The sequence below is a fragment of the Nostoc edaphicum CCNP1411 genome (assembly GCF_014023275.1).
Classification (GTDB): domain Bacteria; phylum Cyanobacteriota; class Cyanobacteriia; order Cyanobacteriales; family Nostocaceae; genus Nostoc; species Nostoc edaphicum_A.
Genome location: NZ_CP054698.1, coordinates 1,872,950 through 1,897,890, shown reverse-complemented (window position 1 = coordinate 1,897,890; position 24,941 = coordinate 1,872,950). Strand labels below are relative to the sequence as shown.

General features: G+C 43.4%; 13 protein-coding genes and 1 pseudogene. 6 read left to right on the top strand and 8 right to left on the bottom strand.

Annotated elements, in window-relative coordinates; translation table 11 throughout:
* Positions 1-61 precede the first annotated feature (61 nt).
* Complete coding sequence (locus HUN01_RS10575; RefSeq protein ID WP_181931228.1) at positions 62-1,084, top strand: NADP-dependent oxidoreductase; 1,023 nt, start codon at positions 62-64, stop codon at positions 1,082-1,084.
* A 150-nt stretch (positions 1,085-1,234) separates the two neighbouring features.
* Positions 1,235-2,638, top strand: a complete 1,404-nt coding sequence (locus HUN01_RS10570) for a collagen-like protein (protein ID WP_181931227.1) — start codon at positions 1,235-1,237, stop codon at positions 2,636-2,638.
* Between the two features lie 3 nt (positions 2,639-2,641).
* On the opposite strand, the gene HUN01_RS10565 is transcribed toward HUN01_RS10570, so the two are convergent.
* The 5 genes and pseudogenes from HUN01_RS10565 to HUN01_RS10545 form a co-directional block, all read right to left on the bottom strand.
* Complete coding sequence (locus HUN01_RS10565) at positions 2,642-3,202, bottom strand: ABC transporter permease (protein ID WP_181931226.1); 561 nt, start codon at positions 3,200-3,202, stop codon at positions 2,642-2,644.
* 472 nt (positions 3,203-3,674) lie between these two features.
* Positions 3,675-4,131, bottom strand: a pseudogene (locus HUN01_RS10560) (ISL3 family transposase); the annotation flags it as partial.
* Positions 4,132-4,293: 162 nt separating this feature from the next.
* Positions 4,294-7,596, bottom strand: coding sequence for a type 2 lanthipeptide synthetase LanM family protein (locus tag HUN01_RS10555; protein WP_238846146.1), 3,303 nt, complete (start codon positions 7,594-7,596; stop codon positions 4,294-4,296).
* Between the two features lie 334 nt (positions 7,597-7,930).
* Positions 7,931-8,221: a Nif11-like leader peptide family natural product precursor gene (locus tag HUN01_RS10550; RefSeq protein ID WP_069069406.1), complete on the bottom strand. Its 291-nt coding sequence runs from the start codon at positions 8,219-8,221 to the stop codon at positions 7,931-7,933.
* Between the two features lie 241 nt (positions 8,222-8,462).
* A complete protein-coding gene (locus tag HUN01_RS10545; protein ID WP_181931224.1) occupies positions 8,463-8,744 on the bottom strand; it encodes a Nif11-like leader peptide family natural product precursor in 282 nt (93 codons plus the stop codon).
* Between the two features lie 432 nt (positions 8,745-9,176).
* On the opposite strand from HUN01_RS10545, the gene HUN01_RS10540 reads away from it, so the two are divergent.
* The 3 genes from HUN01_RS10540 (at position 9,177) to HUN01_RS10530 (ending at position 19,299) form a co-directional block, all read left to right on the top strand.
* Complete coding sequence (locus tag HUN01_RS10540) at positions 9,177-14,801, top strand: PAS domain S-box protein (RefSeq protein ID WP_181931223.1); 5,625 nt, start codon at positions 9,177-9,179, stop codon at positions 14,799-14,801.
* Positions 14,802-15,405: 604 nt separating this feature from the next.
* Positions 15,406-16,845: an NHLP bacteriocin system secretion protein gene (locus tag HUN01_RS10535; RefSeq protein ID WP_181931222.1), complete on the top strand. Its 1,440-nt coding sequence runs from the start codon at positions 15,406-15,408 to the stop codon at positions 16,843-16,845.
* 198 nt (positions 16,846-17,043) lie between these two features.
* Positions 17,044-19,299, top strand: coding sequence for an NHLP family bacteriocin export ABC transporter peptidase/permease/ATPase subunit (locus HUN01_RS10530; protein ID WP_181932644.1), 2,256 nt, complete (start codon positions 17,044-17,046; stop codon positions 19,297-19,299).
* Here HUN01_RS10530 and HUN01_RS10525 read toward each other — a convergent pair.
* Positions 19,276-19,797 (bottom strand): GNAT family N-acetyltransferase, encoded by a 522-nt coding sequence (locus HUN01_RS10525; RefSeq protein WP_181931221.1) that lies wholly within the window; start codon positions 19,795-19,797, stop codon positions 19,276-19,278. The genes HUN01_RS10530 and HUN01_RS10525 overlap by 24 nt on opposite strands.
* Before the next feature lie 86 nt (positions 19,798-19,883).
* On the opposite strand from HUN01_RS10525, the gene HUN01_RS10520 reads away from it, so the two are divergent.
* A complete protein-coding gene (locus HUN01_RS10520) occupies positions 19,884-22,763 on the top strand; it encodes an NHLP bacteriocin export ABC transporter permease/ATPase subunit (RefSeq protein ID WP_181931220.1) in 2,880 nt (959 codons plus the stop codon).
* A gap of 27 nt (positions 22,764-22,790) precedes the next feature.
* Here HUN01_RS10520 and rppB read toward each other — a convergent pair whose 3' ends face one another.
* Both rppB and rppA read right to left on the bottom strand, forming a co-directional pair.
* Positions 22,791-24,179, bottom strand: coding sequence for a two-component system sensor histidine kinase RppB (rppB, locus tag HUN01_RS10515; protein WP_181931219.1), 1,389 nt, complete (start codon positions 24,177-24,179; stop codon positions 22,791-22,793).
* Entirely contained in the window at positions 24,176-24,883 is a 708-nt protein-coding gene (rppA, locus tag HUN01_RS10510) for a two-component system response regulator RppA (protein WP_181932643.1), read from the bottom strand. The genes rppB and rppA overlap by 4 nt, the downstream gene beginning before the upstream one ends.
* Between the last annotated feature and the right edge of the window lie 58 nt (positions 24,884-24,941).

The following is a 24,941-nucleotide window of genomic DNA, read 5'->3' as shown; positions in this document are numbered from 1 at the left end:
ACCCTTGGTGATAAGGATATTGATGAAAAAAATCGCCTAAAACATGAGAGGAAAATAACTTATGTCCGATTTAATTAACAAACAAATCATCCTCAAAAGTCGTCCAGTCGGCGAACCAAAAGAGAGTGATTTTGCTCTGCTAGAAACACCAACTCCCGAACCAGGTGAAGGCGAAATTCTTAGCCGCACCATTTATCTATCTCTCGACCCTTATATGCGTGGTCGCATTAGTGGAGGCCAGTCTTATGCTGCACCTGTAGAATTAGGTTCAGTTATTGTCGGTGGTACAGTCAGCCAAGTAATTAAATCAAATCATCCTCAATTTCAAGTAGGGGATTTTGTTCTTAATAGTAACGGTTGGCAAACTTATGCTGTCTCTAAGGGTGAGACACTGCGTAAACTTGATCCCACTCAAGCACCTTTATCCTATAGTTTAGGTGTACTGGGTATGCCTGGCTTGACTGCTTATGCTGCTCTGCTTGATATCGGTCAACCTAAAGAAGGTGAAACTGTTGTGGTTTCAGCTGCTTCTGGGGCTGTCGGTGCAGTAGTAGGTCAAATTGCCAAAATTAAAGGTGCGCGAGTAGTGGGAATTGTCGGGAGTGACGAGAAGCGGGATTATATAGTTAAGGAATTAGGTTTTGATGTTGGCATTAACCGCAAAACTCAAGAACTTGATTCAGCGCTCAAAGAAGCTGCCCCGAATGGCATTGATGTTTACTATGACAATACAGCAGGTGTGATTTTAGAAACTGTCTTGCAGCAGATAAACCTTGGAGCAAGAATTCCACTAGTAGGTTTGATTTCAGAATATAACGCCACATCTACTACACCAGGGCCTAATTTAATGCCACTACTAATCAAACGGGCTTTAATCAAAGGTTTTCTAGTTGGTGATTATCAACATCGGTTTAATGATTTTTTGCGTGATATTACTGGATGGTTGCAGTCTGGTCAACTGAAGTATAAAGAAGACGTAGTTGTTGGTTTAGAGAACGCTCCTGGTGCATTCATCGGTTTACTTCGAGGTGATAATTTTGGCAAGTTGATTGTTAAAGTCAATGACGATCCAACAGCAGCTTAATCGGTTATTCAGTTGGGTATGTGGTACGTTGACACTCAAATTATTTCCAAATGAGCGAAAATTCTGGCACACCACTGGATAAAAGGGAGCAAATTGTTGAAAATAAGCGTCAGGAGTAGTTAATTCAACTAAAGTTTTAGGTGTAACTAGATGCACAATGGTTTTAGGAGTAAGCTACCACTACTGCTGACATTTTGCTTATTTACTAGCTTTTTGCCTGCTTCTGGTTCAGTTTTATGTCCAGCCGTTGCCTCTGACGAATACTATAAAGTAGCCAGAAATTATGGCAGAGATGGACGCACAGGAACCGATGGGCGATCGGGTAGAGATGGTAGCAGCGGTGAAAACCAAAATATTTTTGTCAATGGTTCACCTGTAAATCTTGATTTGTCGGGTAAAGATGGTGAAGACGGGGAAGACGGGGAACATGCTGATCGACCTGACTGTGGTTATCAACGCAATCGCGTCAGCCACGACATAAACGCCCCTAATGGTGGTAATGGTGGTAGTGGTGGCAAAGGAGGAGATGGGGGAAATGGTGGTTCCCTCACAGTCTATTACAGCAATTTGGCAGACTTACGGAACATTTCCGTCCAGGCAACTGGTGGAGAAGGCGGGCGCGGCGGTAGAGGTGGCAACGGTACGGAGGGTTGTAACTGTCACAGACGGAGTTGGGAAGTGAAAACCTGCAAGGGAACTCCCGGTAGCTCTGATTACAAGTGTACTGAGAAGGTTTATCGATGTAGCGATGGTAGCGATGGGCGAGATGGCAGCGATGGTAGCGATGGTAGCCAAGGGCGCTTAGGAATTTTGAGTATTGTAAATAGCAACGAACCTTTGGCAGCGGATACTCCAACTGTGCAGCTAGCAATTTCGCAACTGATAAACAAACAGGTCAACCTCTCGAAGAATAAGTGGAATATTCGTAAAGGGGCAACTTCTCTACTTGCGCCTGGTGCTGCGATCGCTGATGATTATCGAGAGTTTGAACAACGTCTAGAAGAGGCTTTTCAAATAGTTTGGCAAGAAAGACAACCCATTACCAGCTTTGACAATCAGGTTGTAACACTAAATTTAACTGATAACAAACAAGTAGAAATTACTTTTCCTGAAGAATTATGGGTTGAAGGTAACACCAAAAGTGACGCTAACTTAACAACATTTACCGTCAACCATGCCATTCCCAAAAAAGATGTTACCCGGTTAGCTGTCGCAGAGTTTGCCGATGCAGGACAAAACCTCAACTTAAAAATAGTCGATTTGGCAGCAAAGTCTGATGCTATTAATACTCAGTTTCGCGTGAAATTCCGCGCCCAGGATAGCTTGCACGGTTTTTCTGGCTACAAAACTGAATATGAAGGGGATATTCCCAACGAACTTGTGACTCGTGACTATAACCGTTTTACTCTAGCTTTGGGCAAGCTGAAAATTCCTGATGAAGCTTTACGCCCTGGTATTAACGTTGATATCGAAGTCGTAGCAACTCGTTCTTTGGGAATACGTTCTGCGAAGCAAACTATTAGCTGGCAGGGTACAATCCGCAAGCCTAGATAAAGTTTAGGAAGATTTTTTCCCATCTGAAACCATTTGCGAGAGAATATAGGCTGCAAAATCTAGTAACTGATCCAGCATAAAACCAATAATACCGATGTAGATGATCACCTGGATGATGTAATCAGCATTGCCAGCTTTATAAGCATCCCACAAGGTAAAGCCAAGTCCTTTTGGCCCTGTTAACATTTCTATGGCAATAACTATAAACCAGGCTACCCAAATGCTAACTTTCAAGGCATGAAATAGATGAAATATAGCTACTCGAAAGTTGTTATTCTGTCTCTTAAAATGTCGCATACCTATTGCAGTATTAATAATCATCGTCCAGAGAGTTCCTAGAAAAACTACTATAATAGCAGCCGATTCACTCTCTTGAAATGCTATTAAGGCAATAGGCAGCAGGGCTATAGGAGGGATACTATGTGGTATCTGAAATATCAGCCTAAATAGCTGATATATCATGCTATTCATACCTATGAAATATCCGATAAAGCTACCCAATACGGCTGCTGGGATGTAACCCACAAACAACCGTTGCAAGCTAGCTAAAATGTCTAAGAACATATTATTTTCTCTGCCTCAGTTCTCATAAAAACATTTGGGAAATACTGCGGCAATAACACAAAAAGTGTATTTTAATACGCTTTTTATTTGATTGGCAAAAGATTTTTATATCTTCTCCTCCTTGATAAATAATCAAAAAAACTTAGGTATTATTACGATGAGATAGTAGTAGTACAAAGAAGAGGTAAAACTTTGATTTACTAAACTTTATCAGAAAAGCAAATGGTGATTAGTAAATTAAATACAATTTCCAGAATTTACTTGCTTGCTGATTGTAACAAGTATAAACATGTACAACTTTTTATACTAAATAAAGAGCCAAATTTGTTATTAACAATACAGAATATCTATACAATGGGTAGATGAATGTAAAATCCCGGATTTCTCACCACACCTCTTAAAGCCTGCGCTTGTGCAGAGGAGAAGTAATGAGTAATGAGTAATGAGTAAAATTTCGGTTCTTCAGCTACTTTTATGGAGAATTAATAGAAAAGTGCCAGTTTAATAAACTGCGTAAGCGAAAATTGCTAAAATTACGAAAGCCATACCCAAGTCTTTTAATTAACTTGAGTTTATTATTAATTCCTTCTACAACACCACGCTTTTGTTCTGCCGTCAAAATAACCAACTATTTCCCCAAACCATCTCACCATTGTCCCTAGACTTTTCGGAAAAAATGAACGAGCATCATACATCCAGTCTAATAATTGAGTGATGCTATCTCCCCAAGATTTAGTTGTGTCAAATATCTGGCGGAATTGTTCTTTAAGTGCGTGCATTTTAGCGAGATTAGGCGAAATTTCTCGCACAGATTGTAATTTAAATTTTTGCTTTTTATTTAAAGAGTCTTCATTTTTTAGTAAGCTATATTTACTCTTGTTTAATGCTTCTAATTTTTTGGCTTTTTCTGATTCATCATCTAACGACAATTCTACAAAGTCAAGTACTTGCTGCTGTAACTTTAAAATTTTGAGATGACTCGCTTTTGGGCTTTTATCAGCAACCAACACCTTGAGAGGGCTAGTTCTGACCCTATTAGCGTAAACTAATAGGGTCTGGTCAAAAGCTATTTTTGAGTATGAACAACAAGCTCAATCCCACAATAATATTGAAGGCAAATTATTGTTCGCCAAACGCAGCAATTGATAACCAATTCCAGATATACCGGGTAAAAAGCCAGGATTAAATACAGAATTGGGTAAGTTGGGGAACAGTTGATAAGCTCCAGTTTGCTTGGCTCTAGCCACAACATTTGTTACATTCTGGTGAGCAATTTGATGCCAATCAGGACGGGAACAGATTTTTGCACCGACTAACAGCACTTCCGCCCGTCCAAAGTTGCCACAGCACAAGTGATCGATCGCTTGTAAGCCAAAACTCTGAGTAGTTTGGAGAGCAATTTCAATTTCTTGTTGAATTTCCGGCGTTTCCACGATTCTCAAACTGCCTAAGCGTCCCAAACCAATGCCGGCTGCACCATGACACCACTTATTTGCAAAGTCAAGTTGTCCTGGTTGTCCCATTCTGCGGAAGTCTGGCCAGTTGGCTGTGGACTGGCAAAAGACGCTACGCTCATACTCGATTCCTGCTAAACCTGCTTCTAAGTACTTGCCCTCTGAGGTGGCGGCATAAAGTCTGAGCAAGGCGTAAGAGATACCTGCGGCTCCATGAGAGAAGCCAGTTAAGGGCTTATCCCAATAAGTATGCCAAGCTTTGGGCGCACCGTTGTGGCTAACTTGACGGTTGATTAAATGTTGTCCACAGGCGATCGCTTTTTCTAATACGGTTGCTTCTCCTGTGGCTTGATACAGGGATAATAACCCTAAAATTGCCCCAGCTGCACCACTCATAATATCCAAGTGTTCGTCGGCAGCAATTAGTTCTGGTGTCATCAACTCGGCTAATACTTGAGCGTCTGGCAACAGCGTTGCATCGTTGAGGAGTTGACTAATTTTCACCAGGCTATAGATCATCGATCCTAAACCTGTTGCACCCCCAACGCCCATGAAACGGGCCATGCGTTCCCAAGTTTCTGGATCAATGGTGTGGATTTGGCGACGCAGAGATTGTACTGTCCTCAATGCTAAATCACGGTAACGGGAATCACCAGTTACTTGACTTAGTGCAGCTAAAAACAAAGCAACTCCAGAGCGTCCATCACAAAGAGAATTGTTTAATACTTGCAGTTGATATCGTTCGGCGCGAGGTATAAAGTCTAAACCAATCCAGTTAACGCTGCCATCAGGGTCAGAAATGGCTCTGGTTTCCAGTTGAGTGGCGATTTCCTTGGCTTCAGCAATCAATTGTTCCGAATTTAGCAACGGTAACGATTCGCCTTGCCATTGCCCACCTTGGCGGCTGAAAGTGGTTGCAATCTTGGCATCGAAGGAGCCTTGAATAATCGCTACTTGTCGAGCTAGGTCGGTTTCATCTAGAGATTGTAACTGGTTGAGCAGGTCTTGGTAACTGGATTGCTTGAAGTAGTTGGGAATGGAAGAAGAACCGTTTAAACTCAGTTCATCAACCACAGCGCTAGCCGTGAAGAAGGGAATATCCAATTGTTCCATTGCTCGGAGTTCTGCGCTCAAAACGGGAAAGGCGTTTGGTTTATCTTGAGCAACTAGAAAAGCACGGCTGAGAACATCGAGTTGAATGCTGTAATCTACGCCGTGTTTGAGGTAATCGGGTGCTAAAGCTTTTTGAAGGATGATGCCATAGATGCGGGTGTTGCGGAAGATAAAGCGCACCTGCTGATTTTGCATAGCAGATAGCAAACTTTGGCGTGAAATTAAGAAATCTTTGTGCGCCATCAAAAAGCGATACATCTGCTCAAACCCAGTGGTGATTTGCAGTTGATAATCGTTTGGAGACAGAGCAACTTCACCCAAGAACGGTACATTTTTCCCAATCGGCAAGGTTACAGGCTCAGACAACAGGTGCATATTATCTGTATTAATATTCTGCCAGCGCGGCACTTTGCGGGGAGATAGTCGGGGATCTGTGCTGCCTAGACCGCTAATATCATAAGCGACACTGCGATCGCCACTAAAGTCCCAACGCGGTAAAAGTCCGGTGCGGAGTACGGAATCCCAAAATTGTCGTGTGGCGGTTGTTTCTAAATCTTGGGTAAGCGGTGAGTCTTCAATGAGATTTGGTTCGTGGTGCAGCAGTGTTTCCATGTCAATCAGCACCAGATGTTCGCCATTGGCAATTAAGTTTTCGTAATGGCAATCTGTTCCCCGCAAAGCGTAAAGCACACACAACAACATCCCAGAACGCTGATAGAATCGTTTTGCAGCTGCTTCATCAACACAAGGCAACTGTTCAACATATTCTACCCAACCGTAACCTTTACGCTCCAGCACCTGAATGACTTTAAAATCTAAAAGATTGCTGTGTTGATTGCACCAATCTAAAAATTGGTTAAAGACAACCTCTAATCCTAAATCTTTGGGTTTATAAACAAGTTTAAGTCCAGACTCAAAGGTGAGTAAAATCACCGTTCGTCCGCGTTTGTGTGAATCGGAAATGGATGTTTGAATTTCGGCAACTTTGTTTTGAGAAAATGGGATAATTCTTTCATTAAAAGTTCGTTGAATATCCGTCCTATCTGCAACTAAACGTTCGAGAAATTCAGCAGTAAACTCAACCCAAAAATTGACGGCTGTTGCCACTAACCGACCGAGAACTGGATACTTCTGGAAGAAGGTCAGCATTCCATCTTCCAAGAGTTGATTGACGAACTTGGTGTAGTGAGTGTTATTATGTCCCGTTTCCATTCCCAGCAAGCCGAGCAAGCTTTGACCAAAAGGACGCACCTGAGAAAATTCAAAATCTAATGTCTTAGTGCAAATTCCTGCTAATCGTTTCAGTAGACCACGTTCTAGAGAACTGTAAGCGTCGCGGGAAAGAATCGATAAGGAAAGAAAATCTTGGGTAAATTGACTGTCGCAGCGAGTCAGTAATTGCTGTCTGGCTACCAAGATAGCAGGCAAAAGAATATCTTCAAAGGTGATCGGATTTTGTGAATCTATTGGTAGAAATACTTCGGTTGCAGAATTGAATCCTGTAGCGGTTTGGATGATTTGCTGCAAGGTTTCTGCCCACTCAGGCAAAGGTTGATCGGCAAGCAACTCGATGGTTCCCAATTTGGAACTAACAGGATCGAGGTCTAGCCCTTCCCACTGTAAGCGTTTGTGCAACGTATCCAATTTACCTTCTGCTGCAACTTCGCACCAGCGATCGCGCCGACGGTTAATTTCTTGTTCGTTTACTCGATCGACTGCAAATCTGCTTTCATCAAGGCGTTCCCAGATAAAGCTAGCATTGGCAGCGATCGCTCTTAAATCGTCTGATATTTTCTGTTGGGATAAGCGAACAACTTGTTGAACCATAGCTGGATTTCTCATAGTGGGAGTTAAAAGGTAAGTATCAATTCTGGTTTACGTTTTAATAGTTAGCATTAAAAACAATAGCGTGCGTCTGAAATAAATTTTAAATTAAGTACTAATTAGGTCAGTATCTAGGCATAAATAAATTTAAAGTTTGTAGTAAGGACTTTAGTCCTGATAATCCTTGCTCTGAGCGATAAATCGCTCACTACAAACTAGGAGTTTATTTTATATTTAATGATGTCTACCTACTTAGGCATAATTAAAATAACTTGTAATTATTAATTGAATTAGTTGGGGTACAAGCCCCCAACAAATAAAGACCAAAAATTACGAATTACGAGAGATAGCAGTGTCCGCCACCACAGCCGGCTGTATGACATAGTTTGGGCGCACTATCAGCCATTGCACCGCCACTAACACTGAGTAATTCTTCTTCGCTCAGTTCGTTGGAATCCACAAAGGTCAGTTCTGACAGCATTTGAGCTACGCTTTCGGCTGTGAAAGTATAACCTTTTTCTGCACTGGCAATTAACAACAGTTTGATGGCTTCTGTTTGGGTAACTGCTGCTTGTATATTCTCGCGTAGTTGGCTATTTTGGAGTAGGCTTTGAATTTGTGACAACATAATTGTATTCCCTCAGAGTTGGTGATAGTAATTGTTAATTTAATTCCCTCTTTTTCTTGATTAAAAAAGTAAAGAGGGAATCTGTTAGGCATTATCTCTTTCTGCGTTGAACCTCATTACCAAGTATGGAAATTATCCAAATTAAAATATTGGGAAAGTTGGATATAAAAAGCTGTTTTAGAAAAACAACCTGACCTTGGAGGCTACAATGCCAAAGAGAAAGAGAAGCTACATACCTTTTTTAGCAGTGTCCGCCACCACAGCCTTCTGTATGACATAGCTTAGGCGCACTATCAGCCATCAATCCACCACTAACACTAAGTAATTCTTCTTCGCTCAGTTCGTTGGAATCCACAAAGGTTAATTCGGCCAGCATTTGAGAGATGGCTTCAACTGTGAAGTTATAACCTTTCTCTGCACTAGCGATCGCTAGCACTTTGATGGCTTCTGCTTGGTTAGCTGCTGCTGTTACTTGCTGTTGTAGTTGGGCGTTTTGCAGCAATTCTTTAATTTGGTGTAGCATACGTTTCTTCTCCGTTTGTGTTGACTTATTGATACGGCAGAGATATGTGCTTGTTTTGAGCGGTGTTCTCTGCTTTTCTGATTTGAATTTAGACAGAAATAGGGGAGAACTAGGGGAGATAAGTGCAATTGCGGAAAGATTTTTCAGCACAGATTAATTGGGGATGGGGCATTGGGAATGGGGCATTGGGCATGGGTAAGAAGGGCAAAGGGGAATGGGTAAGGGGGAAAGGGTTTATTTCTTCTTCATCCTTTTCCCTCTTGTTGCTCCCCTGCTCCCTGCCATCTCTATGATGCTGATATCTGCATAGCTGCTGTAATATTTGAAGCCAATATGTAGTTTTGCTGTAGTTAAATATCCTGATGATCAACTAAAGATACAATCGCTATACCAAATTGATTGATCTATCTAGGAGATATTAAGGAGTTGGTGATGAGCGCTAAACAATTGGAGCAGGTAAAGCAATTGCAAGCTACCCTCACCAAAATGGAAGTAACATTAGGTGCGATCGCTGATGCTGTAGTCTGGGTAGGAGAAGACCGACGCATTCAATGGTGTAATTCTAGCTTTGAGGGTTTGGTGAATCAACCCCACAACACTGTCTCCGGTGCGAAGTTAACTGACTTGCTACCCCTAGCACAAGCAGGACAACCAGTTACTTTACCAGCCTATCCTGATGTGCGGATACTCAATGGTGAGTACGAAACAACAAATTACCAGTTGCAGCAGGGTGAGCATACTTTAACACTACAAATTTCTGGGAACTGTGCCGGACTGACTGACGATCGCTGTGCAATACTGGTGATTCGGGATATCACACTGACTCAACGAACTCAAGAATCCTTACAAGAGATTGAGGAGCGTTTGCAGACATTAATTAACGCTACACCAGATATTATCTGTTTAAAAGACGGTGAGGGAAAATGGTTACTATCAAACCAGGCTAACCTGGAATTTTTACAGTTAGAAGGCGTTGATTATCAAGGCCAAACAGACTCAGAACTAGCAAAATTTAGCAATTTTTATCACGATGCTTTGCTCAACTGCGACAAAACAGATGAACAAGCTTGGCAGATGGGATGTGTGCATCGGGTAGAAGAAGTTATACCCCGACCTGATGGGACGGTGAGCAGTGTAGATATGATTAAAGCTCCCCTATTTCACCAGGATGGTAGACGCAAAGCTCTGGTGGTGTTAGGGCGGGATTTGAGCGATCGCAAACAAACTCAAGTTGCTTTAGAAAACTCTTTATCTCTGTTAAGCGCTATCTTTGAATCGATTCAAGATGGTATCTTAGTAGTCGATAGCTCAAGTAATATCACTAGTTACAACCAAAAGTTCTTAGAAATGTGGTCAATTCCACCAGAACTTTTGACAGAACCAGATCATCCTCAACGGTTGGCGTATCTGGCAAATCAGCTAAAAGAACCGGATGTATTTTTGCAACGAGTCCGAGGATTGTACTCACAGCCAGAGCTAGTTAGTTACGACTCATTAGAATTGCGCGATGGCAGAGTATTTGAGCGCTATTCCTGTCCTCAGCGCATCGGCGAACAGATTATTGGTAGAGTGTGGAGTTTCCGCGACATCACCCAACGCCAAAGGGCAGAAGAAGCACTGCGACAAAGTGAGCTACAATATCGCAGTATTTTTGAAGCTATTAATGATGGACTATTTATTACTGAAATAGAAACTGAAAAAGTCACCGAAGTTAATCCGGCGGCTTGTCAGATGCACGGTTACTCTTATGAAGAATTTCTCACTTTACATCCATCTGTTTACATTCACCCAGACTCACATTCTGTTTTTTTAGAGTTTCTCGAAACAACGCAATCTGGTGAGCAATTTTATGGGCCAGCAGTTGATATCTGCAAAGATGGCACTTTGATAGATGTGGAAGTGAAAGGGACAACTTGCATTTACAACGGTAAGCCGCACATCTTAGCGATAGTGCGCGATATTACTGCTCGCAAACGCACTGAGGAAGCCTTGCGACAAAGCGAAGTCCAATATCGGGATTTGGTGCAAACAGCCAACTGCATCATTCTACGTTGGGACGGTAACGGTAACATCATATTTTTAAATGATTACGGTCAAAGGATTTTTGGTTTCGATTTAGATGAAATTATCGGGCGTAATGTTATCGGCACAATTGTTCCAGAAACCGAAACTTCTGGGCGCGACTTACAAACATTAATGGTTGATATTTGTCAACACCCAGAAAACTATTTATTCAACGAAAATGAAAACTTATGCCAAAATGGCGATCGCGTCTGGATAGTCTGGGCAAATAAACCTATTTTAGATGAACAAGGAAACTTAATCGAAATACTTTCAGTCGGTACTGATGCCACAGAACGCAAACGTGCCGAAGCAGCCCTCCAGGAAAGTGAGTTAAAATTCCGCAGCATTGTTGAAAATGCCAATGATCTGATATTTGTCCTCTCGCCAAAGGGAATTTTTACTTATCACTCGCCGAATGTGACTGCAACTATGGGTTACAGCCTGGAGGAAATCGAAGGTCATTCGGTGGTGGAGTTTACCAAACCTGAAGATTTAGCAATTAGCGTCACCGCCTTACAAAGGGCTTTAACTGGCGAAAAGCTGACTGATATTGAGGTGCGATTGCGACACAAAGACGGTAGCTGGCGATGGTTCAACTTTAACACTTCCACAATCAACACTCCCAGAGGTGAAATTGCGATCGCAGGTGTGGGACGCGACATCACAGAACGCAAGCAAGCTGAAGAAGCCTTGCGTCGTAGTGAAATGAAATACCGCAACATCTTTGAAAATTCCCAAGTGGGGATTTTCCGCACCTGCCAAAAAGATGGATTGATTATCGATGCTAATCAACGTGGTGCTGAGATATTAGGTTTTACCTCTGCTGCTGACTTAGTTGGCAAGTATTTCACAACTGACTTATATGTTAATCCAGACGATCGCACGCGGATGCTAGCAGAGTTAGAAAAGGATGGTGAAGTTCGTAATTTTGAAATAGCACTGCGGCGCTTGGATGGTTCAGTTGTTTGGTTACTGTTGTCACTCCGCCTCAATGCCGAAGAATCCTGTCTCGATTCTGTCTTTACAGATATCAGCGATCGCAAACAGCAAGAACAGGCTTTACGCTTAATTGTTGAGGGCACAGCAGCAAAAACAGGTGATGAATTTTTCAATTCCTGCGTTCGTTACCTTGCCGAGGTATTGCAAGTTCAATATGCTCTAGTCACTGAGTTTGGTGATGAGCCAAAAACTAAAGTCCGCACTTTAGCCTTTTGGTGTGGCGGGGCTATTAACGAGAACTTGGAGTATGAATTGCAAGGTACTCCTTGTGAACATACCTTGGAAGGCAACCTCTGTCACTACCCTCAAGCAGTACAAGCCGCTTTCCCCCAAGATGCAGATTTAGTGAAGATGAATGCCGAGAGTTTTTTTGGCGTTCCTCTAACCAGTTCATCCGGCGAAATCATCGGACATCTAGCAGTGATAGATGTCAAACCAATGAAGCACGATCCGGGACGGGAACTGATTGTCAAAATTTTTGCTGCCCGTGCCGGTGCTGAATTGGAACGGAAACAAGCAGAAGCAGCCCTACAGGAAAGTGAGTTAAAGTTTCGCACTATCGTTGAAAAGGTTAACGATATGCTGTTTGTCATCAATCCTGATGGGGTATTTAACTATATTTCTCCTAATATATTGAACACTACAGGATTTGCCCCCAGCGAAATGGAAGGTAATTCCTTGGCATCCTTTACTCATCCTGATGATGTGCCAATATGTTTTGAAGCCGCCCAAACTATCCTGGCAACAGGTGAGGGAATTTCGGGAACTGAGTACCGCGCCAAACATCGAACTAAAGGCTGGGTTTGGCTAACTGCTAATGCAGTCCGCACACAAGATGCCCAAGGTAATTTTCAGATTGTGGGTGTAGCTCGTGATATTAGCGATCGCAAACAAGCAGAAGCAGCTTTACAACGTCGGACTCAAGCCGAAAGTTTACTCAGTAGCATTTCTCGCCAATTTATTGACCAAAATTTAGAAACAGCAATTAATTTTACACTGCGAGCGATCGCTGAGTTTATTAGTGCCGAACACAGTTGCATCTTTGAATTATCCGAAGATCAAAGGCGGTTCGACCTCATTCATGAATGGTGTGGCGAAGGTGTCGAGCCTTTGATTGATCTTGCCAAAGGATCACCTGTGGAAAGTTTTCCCTATTTTTATGCTCCAATCCTGCTTGGCAACCATATACAAATCCCTTGTGTGGCAGAATTGCCTCCTGATACAGCAGAGAGGAAGCTATTTGAGGGGATGTCGTTTAAGTCTGTAGTTGCTGTACCCATGCTTCACTCTGGCGAAGTAGTTGGATTTGTCGGTACAGCGATGATCCACTTGTGTCAAACCTGGAGTCAAGAGGATCTGAATCTATTAAAGCTGGTAGGTGAAATAATTGCGATCGGTCGAGCCAGACATCAAGCAGAAGAAGCGCTGAGAATTGCCAAAGAAGCCGCCGAAACTGCCAACCGTGCCAAAAGTGCTTTCCTGGCTAACATGAGCCACGAACTTCGCACGCCTCTGAATGCCATTCTGGGTTTTTCTCAGTTAATGGAACGAGACACTAGCCTCAACTCAAACCAGCGTGAATCTTTAGCTACCATTAACCGCAGTGGCGAACACTTGCTCAACCTGATTAACGATGTTCTAGAAATGTCCAAAATTGAGGCTGGACAAATCATTTTCAACCCTGAAGACTTCGATCTTTATCTGCTGTTGCAAACCTTACAAGAGATGTTCCAGGTAAGGGCACAAACAAAGCAATTGTTCCTCAGATTTGAAATTGCTCCCAATCTTCCCCGTTATATCCAGACAGATGAAGGTAAACTCCGCCAAGTTCTTATTAACCTTTTGGGTAATGCCGTCAAGTTTACTCAAACAGGGGGAGTAACGTTACGAGTCAGATTAGGGAGTGAGAGTAGAGGAGCAGGGGAGGCAGGGGAAGCAGGGGAAGCAGGGGAGGAAGAACTATTAAGCCCTGCCCAACCCCCAATGCCCAATGCCCCATGCCCCATGCCCCATGCCCCATGCCCCATGCCCAATACCCCATCCCTTCACTTTGAAGTCGAAGACACTGGACGGGGAATAGCACCAGAAGAAATGAATAACCTGTTTCAGCCTTTTGTTCAGACAACAAGCGGTATCCAAACCAAGGAGGGAACTGGACTAGGGCTGACTATCAGCCGTCAATTTGTGCGGTTACTGGGGGGCGATATTCACTTGACGAGTAGCCTTAGACAAGGATCTACTTTTAGTTTTGACATCCAAGTGAATTTAGCCGCAGCTTTGAAAGCTGCACCAAAATTGAGTAAGGGACGTGTACTCAAGCTGGCAGCAGACCAACCATCTTACCGTGTTCTGGTAGTGGATGACCGCAAAGAAAACCGCGATTTAATTGTGCAACTTCTTGGTAGCATTGGTTTTGAGATTGAGGCTGCGAATAATGGACAAGAAGCGATCGCAATTTGGCAAACCTGGCAACCTCACCTAATTTGGATGGATATGCGGATGCCTGTAATGAACGGTTACGATGCAACAAAAGAGATTAGAGCCAGGGAAAAAAATATAACTACAAATCACCACACCGTAATTATTGCCCTAACCGCCAGTGCTTTTGAAGAACAACAAGCAAGTATCTTAGCCGCAGGTTGCAACGACTTGGTTCGTAAGCCATTCCGGGAGCAAGTGATTTTTGAAAAAATCGCTGAATATTTGCAAGTGCGTTATGTTTACGCAGAAGAAAGCAGTGAAGAAGCCACAAACAACAACCTAGATAATATTCAATTTTCCATCTTGGATCTTCGATCTGCAATTACCGTTATGCCTACCCAATGGATAACAGAACTTAATCAGGCAGCCGTTGAAGTCGATGCTGAAAGGATTTTCCAACTAATTGAGCAAATTCCACAAACACATTCTGCTTTGGCAGAAAAATTGGCAAATTTAGTCCGCAGCTTCTGCTTCGATGAAATTATCGGATTAACGGAGGAAAATTGTAACTGAGTTCAGAGCGGGTAAATTGCTGGAAGTCAGTTTAGGACTTACGTGCTAGACAAAATAATTATCTTGTCTATTATTTGTATAGCCTGCGATGTCTACGACGGGCTACGCCTACGCGCGATTATTTTCTAATAACAAATACAAGACCGATTTTTTTCTAATAGTATAGCTTGTATTGATTGCCTCATGAGGCTTCTAGCGATCGCCTTCTCGGAAAGTGACAGAAGAGGGATATACACCGTAGCGATGCATTGGGGGGAAAGAAATCTAGTTCCCTCCCCAATGCATCGGGGAGGGTTAGGGTGGGGTAAAACCCTGGTTAATCAGCTATTTCAGACTTGTGTGTACACCGTAGCCTATAAGGAGAGAGACTTTGAATTTTCCCCCTTCCCGATACGGGAAGGGGGCTAGGGGGTTAGGTCTTTGGTGGGCTTTTCCACATGACCTGAATTGTCAGCTAAATATAGTATTGGTGATGTTTGTGCTTTGTTGAAGCAGTAGAAGCGATCGCTTCCTTTATTTCTCCCCTAGTTCTCCCCGATCGCACTTTAATCTTAAAAGTCTAGAAGTCTTAAGGTTCTGGGTGCTTTCAGCAAGAAGGAGAACAATGCAACTCAAACACAGCCACATCTATCGCCAAGAAGCCCTAGAACGCTTATCTTCACCAGAACAACTGGATCAAGCGATAAATGTAGTCAAGCCTCAAGCTTGGTTGACTTTATCTGCGATGAGCTTTGTGGTTGCTGTGGCTGGCGTTTGGAGTGTGTTCGGCAGAATTCCCCTCACCGTCACAGGCCAAGGTATCTTGATTAAACCGCACCATGTTGTGGAATTTCAAGCACCCAGTTCTGGCCCATTACTAACTCTCAAGGTGAAGCCGGGGGATATTATTAAACAAGGTGATGTACTGGGTATTATCGACCAATCAGCTTTGAAACAGCAGTTGCAGCAAGAGCAGATAAAGTTGCAACAACTGCAAACCCAAAATCAAGAAACTGACAGGCTACAAAAGCTGCTGATTGACCAACAAATTATCACCCTTGGGCAGCAAAAACTGGATTTGGAAAATAATCTGCGCCGAGAGCAAGATGCACCCAAGTTACGCGATCAAACCCAAAGAGCGATCGCTCAAAAACGCCAAAGCATTAATTCCCGCAAACAACAAATCAATTACTTACTCAAAACTCTTAAAGGTCGGGTTGATAACCGTCGTCAGCTTTTTGAGCAGCACGTCATCAGCCAAGATATGCTAGTGCAAGCTGAACAAGAATATTTTAATACTCAAAGCGAACTATCAGATATTGACGTGCAACTAAAGGATCTTGAAATTCAAGAAACAACAACGCAACGAGAATATCTGGAAAATCTTAATAGAATTGACGAAATTAAAACCAAAATTAAAGATATTAATACTCAAAATACTAAATTGCGCGAACAAGACTTAAAGCAATCAATTAATAAAACAAATCAAATTCGGGAAGTAAAGCGGCGAATTGCCCAGTTAGAACTGCAATTATCTCAAGATAGTAGAATTATTAGCAAATATAATGGTCACATTCTCGAACTGAGTGCTGTCCCTGGACAAATGATGAATCCGGGTAGTCGCTTGGGGTCAATTGAGGCTGAACAGCCAAATTCAAAACTTATGAGTCTTGTTTACTTTGCTAATAAAGATGGTAAGCAAATCAAGCCAGGGATGTCCGTACAAGTGACTCCCAGCTTTGCTAAACGTGAGCGCGAAGGTGGCATTATCGGAACGATCGCAGATATTTCTTCATTTCCGGTAAGTACACAAGATATTATAGCGATCGTTGGTAACAAAGAAATTGCCGCCAGTCTTGCGGGTAAAGGTGAAGGTCAGGTGCAAGCTTTTGTCCAACTCCAAGAAAACCCGACATCAGTAAGTGGCTATAAATGGTCATCCTCTGATGGCCCAGCCTTAAAAATATCCTCCGGCACAACTACCTCTGTTCAAGTAAAAGTTGGAGAAAAAGCACCCATTTCTTATATTATTCCTATGCTACGCTCTTGGACGGGAATTTATTAAATTGGGAATAGGGCATAGGGCATGGGGCATTGGGCATGGAGGTTAAAACTTGAACGTTCAGCCTCAGAAGCTCAACTTCCACCTTCAGAAGCTCAACTTTCACCCTCAGAAGCTCAACTTTCACCCTCGGAAGCTCAACGTCCACCCTCAGAAGCTCAACTTCCACCCTCAGAAGCTCAACTTTCAAGTTCTTGCCCCATGCCCCATGCCCTATGCCCCATGCCCAATTCCCAATTATTAAATCGTGTCCGCACTTCTACACTTTTGCAAATGGAAGCGGTCGAATGTGGTGCAGCTGCTTTAGGAATAATTCTGAGCTATTACGGGCGGATTGTGCCACTGGCTAAACTGCGTGAAGAATGCGGTGTCTCGCGGGATGGAAGTAAAGCTTTTAATATCCTCAAAGCTGCCAAAAACTATGGACTCAATGCTAAAGGTTTAAAACTGTCTCTGGAAAACGTCAAAACTACCCGTCTTCCCTACATTGCCTTTTGGAATTTTAACCATTTTCTCGTAGTAGAAGGATATAGCAAAAAACGTGTCTACCTCAACGATCCTGCCAATGGTCGCAGAACAGTGAGTTGGGAAGAGTTCGATCGCGCATACACGGGTGTTGTGCTGACAATGGAACCAGGAGCGGATTTTCAGAAGGGAGGCAAAAAAAATCACATTGTCTCAGCCTTAAATAGCCGCTTACAAAACTCACGAGTTACTATCTTATTTTGCTTGCTTGCGGGGTTATTACTAACATTGCCTCGGTTAGCTGTACCAGCCTTTTCTCAGGTATTTATCGATGAGATTTTAATCGAAGATCGGCAAGATTGGTTACGACCTTTGCTGTTAGGAATGCTGTTAACGACTTTATTGCGAGCATTCCTTGCCAGATTGCGGCTTACCTACCTGCGGCGATTAATGGTTAAGTTATCAGTCAGCACATCAGGACAGTTTCTCTGGCATATCCTGCGATTGCCCATTGGGTTTTACGATCAACGCTTTGCTGGGGAAATTAGTAGCCGGGTGCAACTTAATGACCGGGTGGCAGAAGTACTCTCAGGGCCTTTGGCAACCACAGTAATTGACGCGGTGATGATGATATTTTATCTGCTGATCATGATTCAGTATGACCAATTGCTGAGTGCGATCGCAGTCGGTTTTGCTTTAATCAACATTCTCGCCCTCCTATTTTTATCGCAAACTCGTGTAGATACAAATATGCGCCTAGCTCAGGAATATGGCAAAGTGGGTGGAGTAACGATTAGCGGCATCCAAACGATAGAAACCATCAAAGCTTCTGGGCTGGAGTCAGATTTATTTGCTCGGTTTGCGGGTTATTATGCTAAAGCCATGAACGCCCAACAACAATTAGGTTTACAAACTCAAATTCTCACCACATTACCTACAATTTTGACAGCCCTAACCACAGCTTCTATTTTGCTGGTTGGTGGTTTACAGGTAATGAAGGGCAATCTCAGTATTGGAATGCTGGTAGCCTATCAAAGTTTAACACTGAGTTTTTTAGAGCCAGTTAATAGCCTCGTTAATTTCGGCAGTACACTCCAAGATTTAGAAGCTGATTTAAACCGCCTTGATGATGTATTGCAAAACCCCGTTGATTTGGAAGTGGAGGGGAGGCGGAGAGCAGGGGAGGCAGGGGGAGCAGGGGAGGCAGGGGAGGCAGGGGGAGCAGGGGGAGCAGGGGGAAAAATTACTTCCTCATCTCTCTGGCAATTACACGGTCATGTTGAGTTACGGAATGTCACTTTTGGCTATAGTCGTGTAGAACCTCCGTTGATTGAGAATTTGAGTTTGACTGTTAAGCCAGGGCAAAGAATAGCACTTGTGGGGGGGAGTGGTTCTGGTAAATCCACAGTTGCTAAATTAATTTGTGGTCTTTATCAACCTTGGGATGGGGAAATCTGCTTTGATGGTGTAGAGCGATCGCAAATTAAGCGTTCTGTTTTAGCTAACTGGTTGGCAATGGTTGAACAGGATATCTTTTTATTTGCCGGGACTGTCCGAGAAAACATCACTCTTTGGGATTCGACTGTACCAGAAGTTGATTTGGTGCAGGCTTGCCAAGATGCAGCGATTCATGATGCGATCGCATCTATGCCTGGAAAATATGACTTTGAGTTAATCGAAGGCGGTATGAATATTAGTGGTGGACAACGCCAGCGTTTAGAAATTGCCCGCGCTTTGGTGAGAAATCCCACAGTCTTAGTACTGGATGAAGCAACCAGCGCCTTGGATGCAGAAACAGAGTTGATTATTAACCGTAACTTGCAACAACGTGGTTGTTCATGTATTGTAGTAGCCCACCGCCTCAGCACAATCCGCGATTGCCATGAAATTATTGTGCTAGAGCAAGGTAAAATCGTGCAGCGTGGAACCCATGAGGAATTATGGCAGCAAGGCGGAACTTATGTTCGCTTACTTCACGCGGCAGAGGCATAATATCGAGTTTGAGAAGATTTCTTGGAAGTATTCGTTTTCAAGGATAGACATAATTACTAACGAAGAATACTTATCTTTTTGCCTCAAGGCTTCTCGCAAAACTCCTTCCTCTTGAAAGCCGACTGATTGATAAACATGTCTAGCACGTTGATTGTGTTCAAAGACATCTAACCAACAACGATGAGCATTATAGTCTTCAAAAACCTTTTTGAGGATGATGCGTAACGCACGTTTGCCGTATCCTAGTCCTGGTTCAGCAACGATAATTCGAGTTAATTCAATACTACGGTTCGGTGATTGTAAGCCAGACAAAATAGCGTAGCCTTGCGTTTCTCCTGAAACATTTTCAATCATTAAATAATGTTTGTCAGCACAGTGTAAGTTGCTGCTGTGTTCTTCTCGACTCCAGCAGAGGATAAGGTCTTTGAATTCATCTCTGGTTTCTTGAGTAAAGATGAAGTCTATATCGTTTAGGTTAGCAGTTCGTAATTTTATCATCAAAAAAAAATTTGTTATATTCAGCCGGGATACAATAGTTTTTTATATCTTTTTCTACTCGTCGAACTCATATCGATTTACCTTCAGTGAATTCTCTTCCTAAACCATACTTTCTTCAAGCAAACGAACCAGTACTGTTGGATAATTCAGAAACTGTCTGGATAGTTCAGTCTGGAACATTAGCAGTGTTTGCAACTAGAGTTAAAAACAGTTTACCAAAGGAGCATCGCCGCTATTTGTTTCATGTGAACGCTGGTGAAGTCTTGTTACCGGAAGTAATAGCACAAAGCCAATGGAATTTTGTAGCGATCGCAATTGAACCCACCCAATTATGCCAGATGTCAATGGTTGATTTGGTTAAGGGAATCGCGGCGGCTGACTCTCAAGCCATAGAACTTTTAGAAGGTTGGGTAAATAATTTAGGACAATCTCTTAGTGCCCAGCAGACAGTTTTGACTACGCCATTAAACCTTGTGCAGACATTAGGGCGAGATTTTTCATTATCCCCTGGTGAAACGCTACAGTGGAGCCAACAAACACTTCTATGGGTGAAGTTGCGGCAAGGCAATACTCACTGGATGGGAGTTGAGGAATTAACCTTGAATTCTGCCTCACCAGCGTTTCCACTCACGAGTGATATGTGGCTGGAGGCAGAAAATGCGGTTATCGGAGAGATGTTGCCAACGGCAGATTTAGAAAATTCCGAGGAACTCCTGGCAGGTTTAGCCACTTTGCATACTTATTTCTTTCACTACTTCAGTTTACTGGCAAATAAAGAAGCAGAAGCAGAATTTCGGCGATTTCAGGAACGTGAGCAATTTAATCAGCAAGTAATAAAGGGGGCACTCTCTGACTTAGCAACAGTATTGCAGCCACAGCAGGAGGCGGTTTTTTCTCAGGAAGGGCCGCCCTTATTGGTAGCATTTGGTGCAGTCGGGCGATCGCTGGGAATAGAGATTCGTCCACCAGCAGAGGATTTGAATTCTATTAAAGACCCTGTAGGGGCGATCGCACAAGCATCACACATTCGTATCCGCCGGATAACTTTAGCAGATGGCTGGTGGCGTCAAGACCAAGGGGCAATATTAGCTTATACTCAGTTGGAAAAGCAGCCAGTGGCGTTGTTACCTACAGATAATCGAGATTATGTAATTTTCGACCCCGTAGCGCGGACTCGGACACTTGTAAATGAATCAATAGCAAAAACACTGTCACCATTAGCCTACGTTCTGTATCGACCGTTACCCCAAGTTGCGCTCAAAGCCATCGACCTGCTACGGTTTGGGGTCAAGGGTTATGAAAAAGACATCGCCAGTATTTTAGTGGTAGGGCTACTGGGCACAATATTGGGCATGGTTGCACCACAAGCAACAGCAATTTTAATCAATCATGCCATTCCCGATAGCGATCGCGCTTTACTTTGGCAGATCGGATTGGTTATGTTTGCAGTCGCCTTTGGACAGTTAGCTTTTCAAGTTGCCCAAAGTATTATTACTCTAAGAGTCGAAAGCGCCACTGATAGCATATTACAGCCAGCCATCTGGGATCGTTTACTCAGATTAAGTCCTAGCTTTTTTCGCCAGTACACTTCTGGAGATTTAGTCAACCGCGTTATGGCGGTGAGGGAAATTCATCAAAAACTCAGTGGTGCTACGCAACGGACGTTGTTGAGTGGAGTTTTTGCCTTATTCAACTTAGTACTGATGTTTATTTACAGTTGGCAACTAGCGCTTGTGGGCGTGGGTTTAGCAATATTTGCCGCTGTGGTTACAACTGTTGCAAGTTTCCTCTTGGTGAAGAAATCGAAAAAAGAGCAAGAACTCAATGGCGTAATTCAGGGACTCACCGTCCAACTAATTAACGGTGTTGCCAAGCTGCGAGTCACAATGGCAGAAGAACGTGCATTTGCAGCTTGGGCAAAAAAGTACAGCCAGCAGATCCGACTGAAGGCGAGTTGGCAAGAAATTAAAGATGGTATTTCTATATTTAACGAAGCACTCCCTTTAGTAAGTTCTATACTGCTGTTTGGGTTTGCTATGTTGTTGATGCAGACACGCCTGACACTGGGTACATTCGTTGCTTTTAACTATGCTTTGGCGATTTTTATCAAAGGAGTAATTGACCTGAGCAATACTGTATCGGAAATTTGGAGTATTGTACCAATATGGGAACGAGCAAAACCGATTTGGCGATCGCAGCCTGAATATGACTCAACCAAGGTTAACCCCGGTCAATTAAACGGCCGCATTGCCCTAAATCGTGTCAGCTTTCGCTACTCGGAAAATGGCAGCTTAATCCTCAATGATGTCAGCCTCCATGCCGAACCAGGGGAATTTGTTGCGATCGTTGGGTCTTCTGGAAGTGGAAAATCAACGATATTACGGTTGTTATTGGGCTTTGAAACTCCATTGGCAGGTAGTATCTATTATGACGGCAAAGACTTAGCAGAGATGGAACTCCAGGCTGTGCGAAGACAGTTAGGAGTGGTGCTGCAAAATGGAAAAATCGGTACAGGATCGGTTTTTGATAACATCACCGCCGGGGCTTTGGTTTCTCTAGAAGAAGCTTGGTCAGCAGCACAGATGGCAGGTTTTGCTGATGATATCAAGCAAATGCCAATGGGGATGCATACGATCGTCGCTGAGGGTGGTAGTAATCTCTCCGGTGGACAACGGCAAAGATTATTGATTGCGCGATCGCTTGTTTCCAAGCCTAAAATTATCTTGATGGATGAGGCAACCAGTGCTTTGGATAACCGCACCCAGGCAATTGTGACTGAAAGTTTAGCTAAGTTAAATGCTACCAGAGTGGTAATTGCCCATCGCCTCAGCACAATTCGTAATGCCGATCGCATCTATGTTATTGACGCTGGTAATGTTGTGCAGGTAGGTAATTTTTCGGAATTGATTGCCCAATCAGGGTTATTTGCCAGACTGGTAGCCCAACAGTTAGAAGGGGAGCTTTAAGGAACTCCAAAAAATAAATTATCCAATTTATTTAGAAGATAAAACTTTCATCTCTAGCGTAAAAATACTACCTTTTCCCACCTGACTTTCAACTTTCAGATGCGCTTGATGTTTTTGGGCGATCGCCTGAGCAATTGCTAGCCCCAATCCTGTGCCTCCGGTTTTACGAGAGCGATCGCTATCAACACGGTAAAAGCGATCAAAAATTCGCTCCTGATCAGCAAGCCCAATCCCAATACCCGTATCTTTCACCGCAATGACAACAGTGTAATCACTCTTGACTAAGCTAACAGTTACATATCCCCCTCTGGGTGTGTACTGGATGGCATTGGCAATCAAGTTTGACACTAAACGGTAAAGTTGCGATTCGTTACCTAGAGCATAAACCTCGCAAGTGGGAATTTGGCAGGTTAAGTTAATATCAGCAGCAGTGGCCAGCTCTAAAAATTCTTCGGTCAAATCGCTCACCAAATCATTTAAGCAACAGGGCTGAAAAGGTTTTGCCCCTAAATTTTGCTCAAGTGAATTTTGCTCCAAACTGGTCAACAAGAGTAAGTCAGCGATCAAATAGCTCAACCTCCGCCCCTGCCGTTCAACAGTATGAAGCATCATTTGCATATCTTGTTGATTTGATTGCGGTATGTGGAGGATAGCTTCTACAGTTGCCAACAGGCTGGCGAGGGGCGATCGCAATTCATGGGCAGCATTAGCGGTAAACTGTTGCTGTTGCTGATAGGACTTGTAAATCGGCTGCATTGCTAATCCTGAAAGCCACCAACTGGAAGTAGCAACCAAGCTCAGAGCAATAGGCAAACCAATCGCCATAATCCATTGAATTCGGCTGATTTCCGCATCAAAATGTTCTAAAGTGCGCCCAATTTGCAAATAGCCCCAGGATGAATCAGCATTGGCTTCATCAGCTAGATCATGGGTATTGGCACTATGCAAAATCGTGGTGAATTGGTGATAGCGAATGCCGTTAGCCGTGCGAAAGGTTTGCCATGAAGTGCGGTTGAGAGTTGGTGGCAGAGATAGGGGTTGATTGGGTGAAAAAGCCAGGAGTTTCCCTTGATGATTGAACAGCCGAATATAATATGTGGTGCGATCGCTAATGCCGATGGTGTGCCGTTGAATCAGCGTCGGGGTAGCCTTGCAAGGTTGTCCACTCAAACAAAGATCGGGAAAAATTTGTTGCAGCACAGCAGTCGGTTCTTCGGACGGCGGTAACAGTGGTTCGACGCTATCGTGTAAAGTTCCAGCAATTGACTCAATTTCGCGCTCCATTGCTGCCCAGTTTGTTTGTACCGTTGCGCGATACATCCCCAAGCCAGAAACACTCAAAATCACGCCCATAACTCCGGCATACCAAAGGGCTAACCGCAGACGACTGCGCCGAAAAAGTGAGTAGCTATTCATGGTTGAGAATGAAGTTGGGAGTTAAAGCGATAGCCAGCACCTGGAACAGTTTCAATCGGGCAGGGACAGCCATGATTTGCTAACTTGCGACGTAGTAAGCGCATTTGCGCCGCAACTACATTACTAATCGGTTCTTCATCCATGTCCCAAAGTTGTTGACGCAATTTACTACCGGGAATGATGCGATTGGGGTTCTGCATCAAATACATGAGTAGCTGAAATTCTTTGGTGGTTAAGGAAATGACTAGGGGCGTAGATCCATCTGAATTCACTCGTAGGACATTGTTTGCTGTATCCAGAGTAAAACCTGCAACAGTCAGCGTGGATGGTTGTAGTTGAGGCGATCGCCTCTGAAGGGCGCGCAACCGTGCCAGCAATTCTTCCATTACAAACGGTTTGACTAAATAATCATCAGCCCCCGCATCCAGCCCTGCTACACGATTTTCCGGCTGACCTAAAGCAGTCAGCATCAGCACTGGTAAGGGATTTTGGTGTAGTCTGAGCTTCTGACATAACTGTAATCCCGACATTTCGGGCAGTAGCCAATCAACAATAGCAACTGTGTAGTCTGTCCACTGGCTTTCAAGACAGAGCCATGCCTGAGTGCCATCTGTTACCCAATCCACCACATATTTTTCACTAATTAAGACTTGCTTGATTGCCAGTCCCAAATCTGCTTCATCTTCCACCAGTAAAATTCGCATTGCTCCAGGGAAATCAACCATGAAGCTCTGATCTTACAAAAACATCTGCAATTTCACC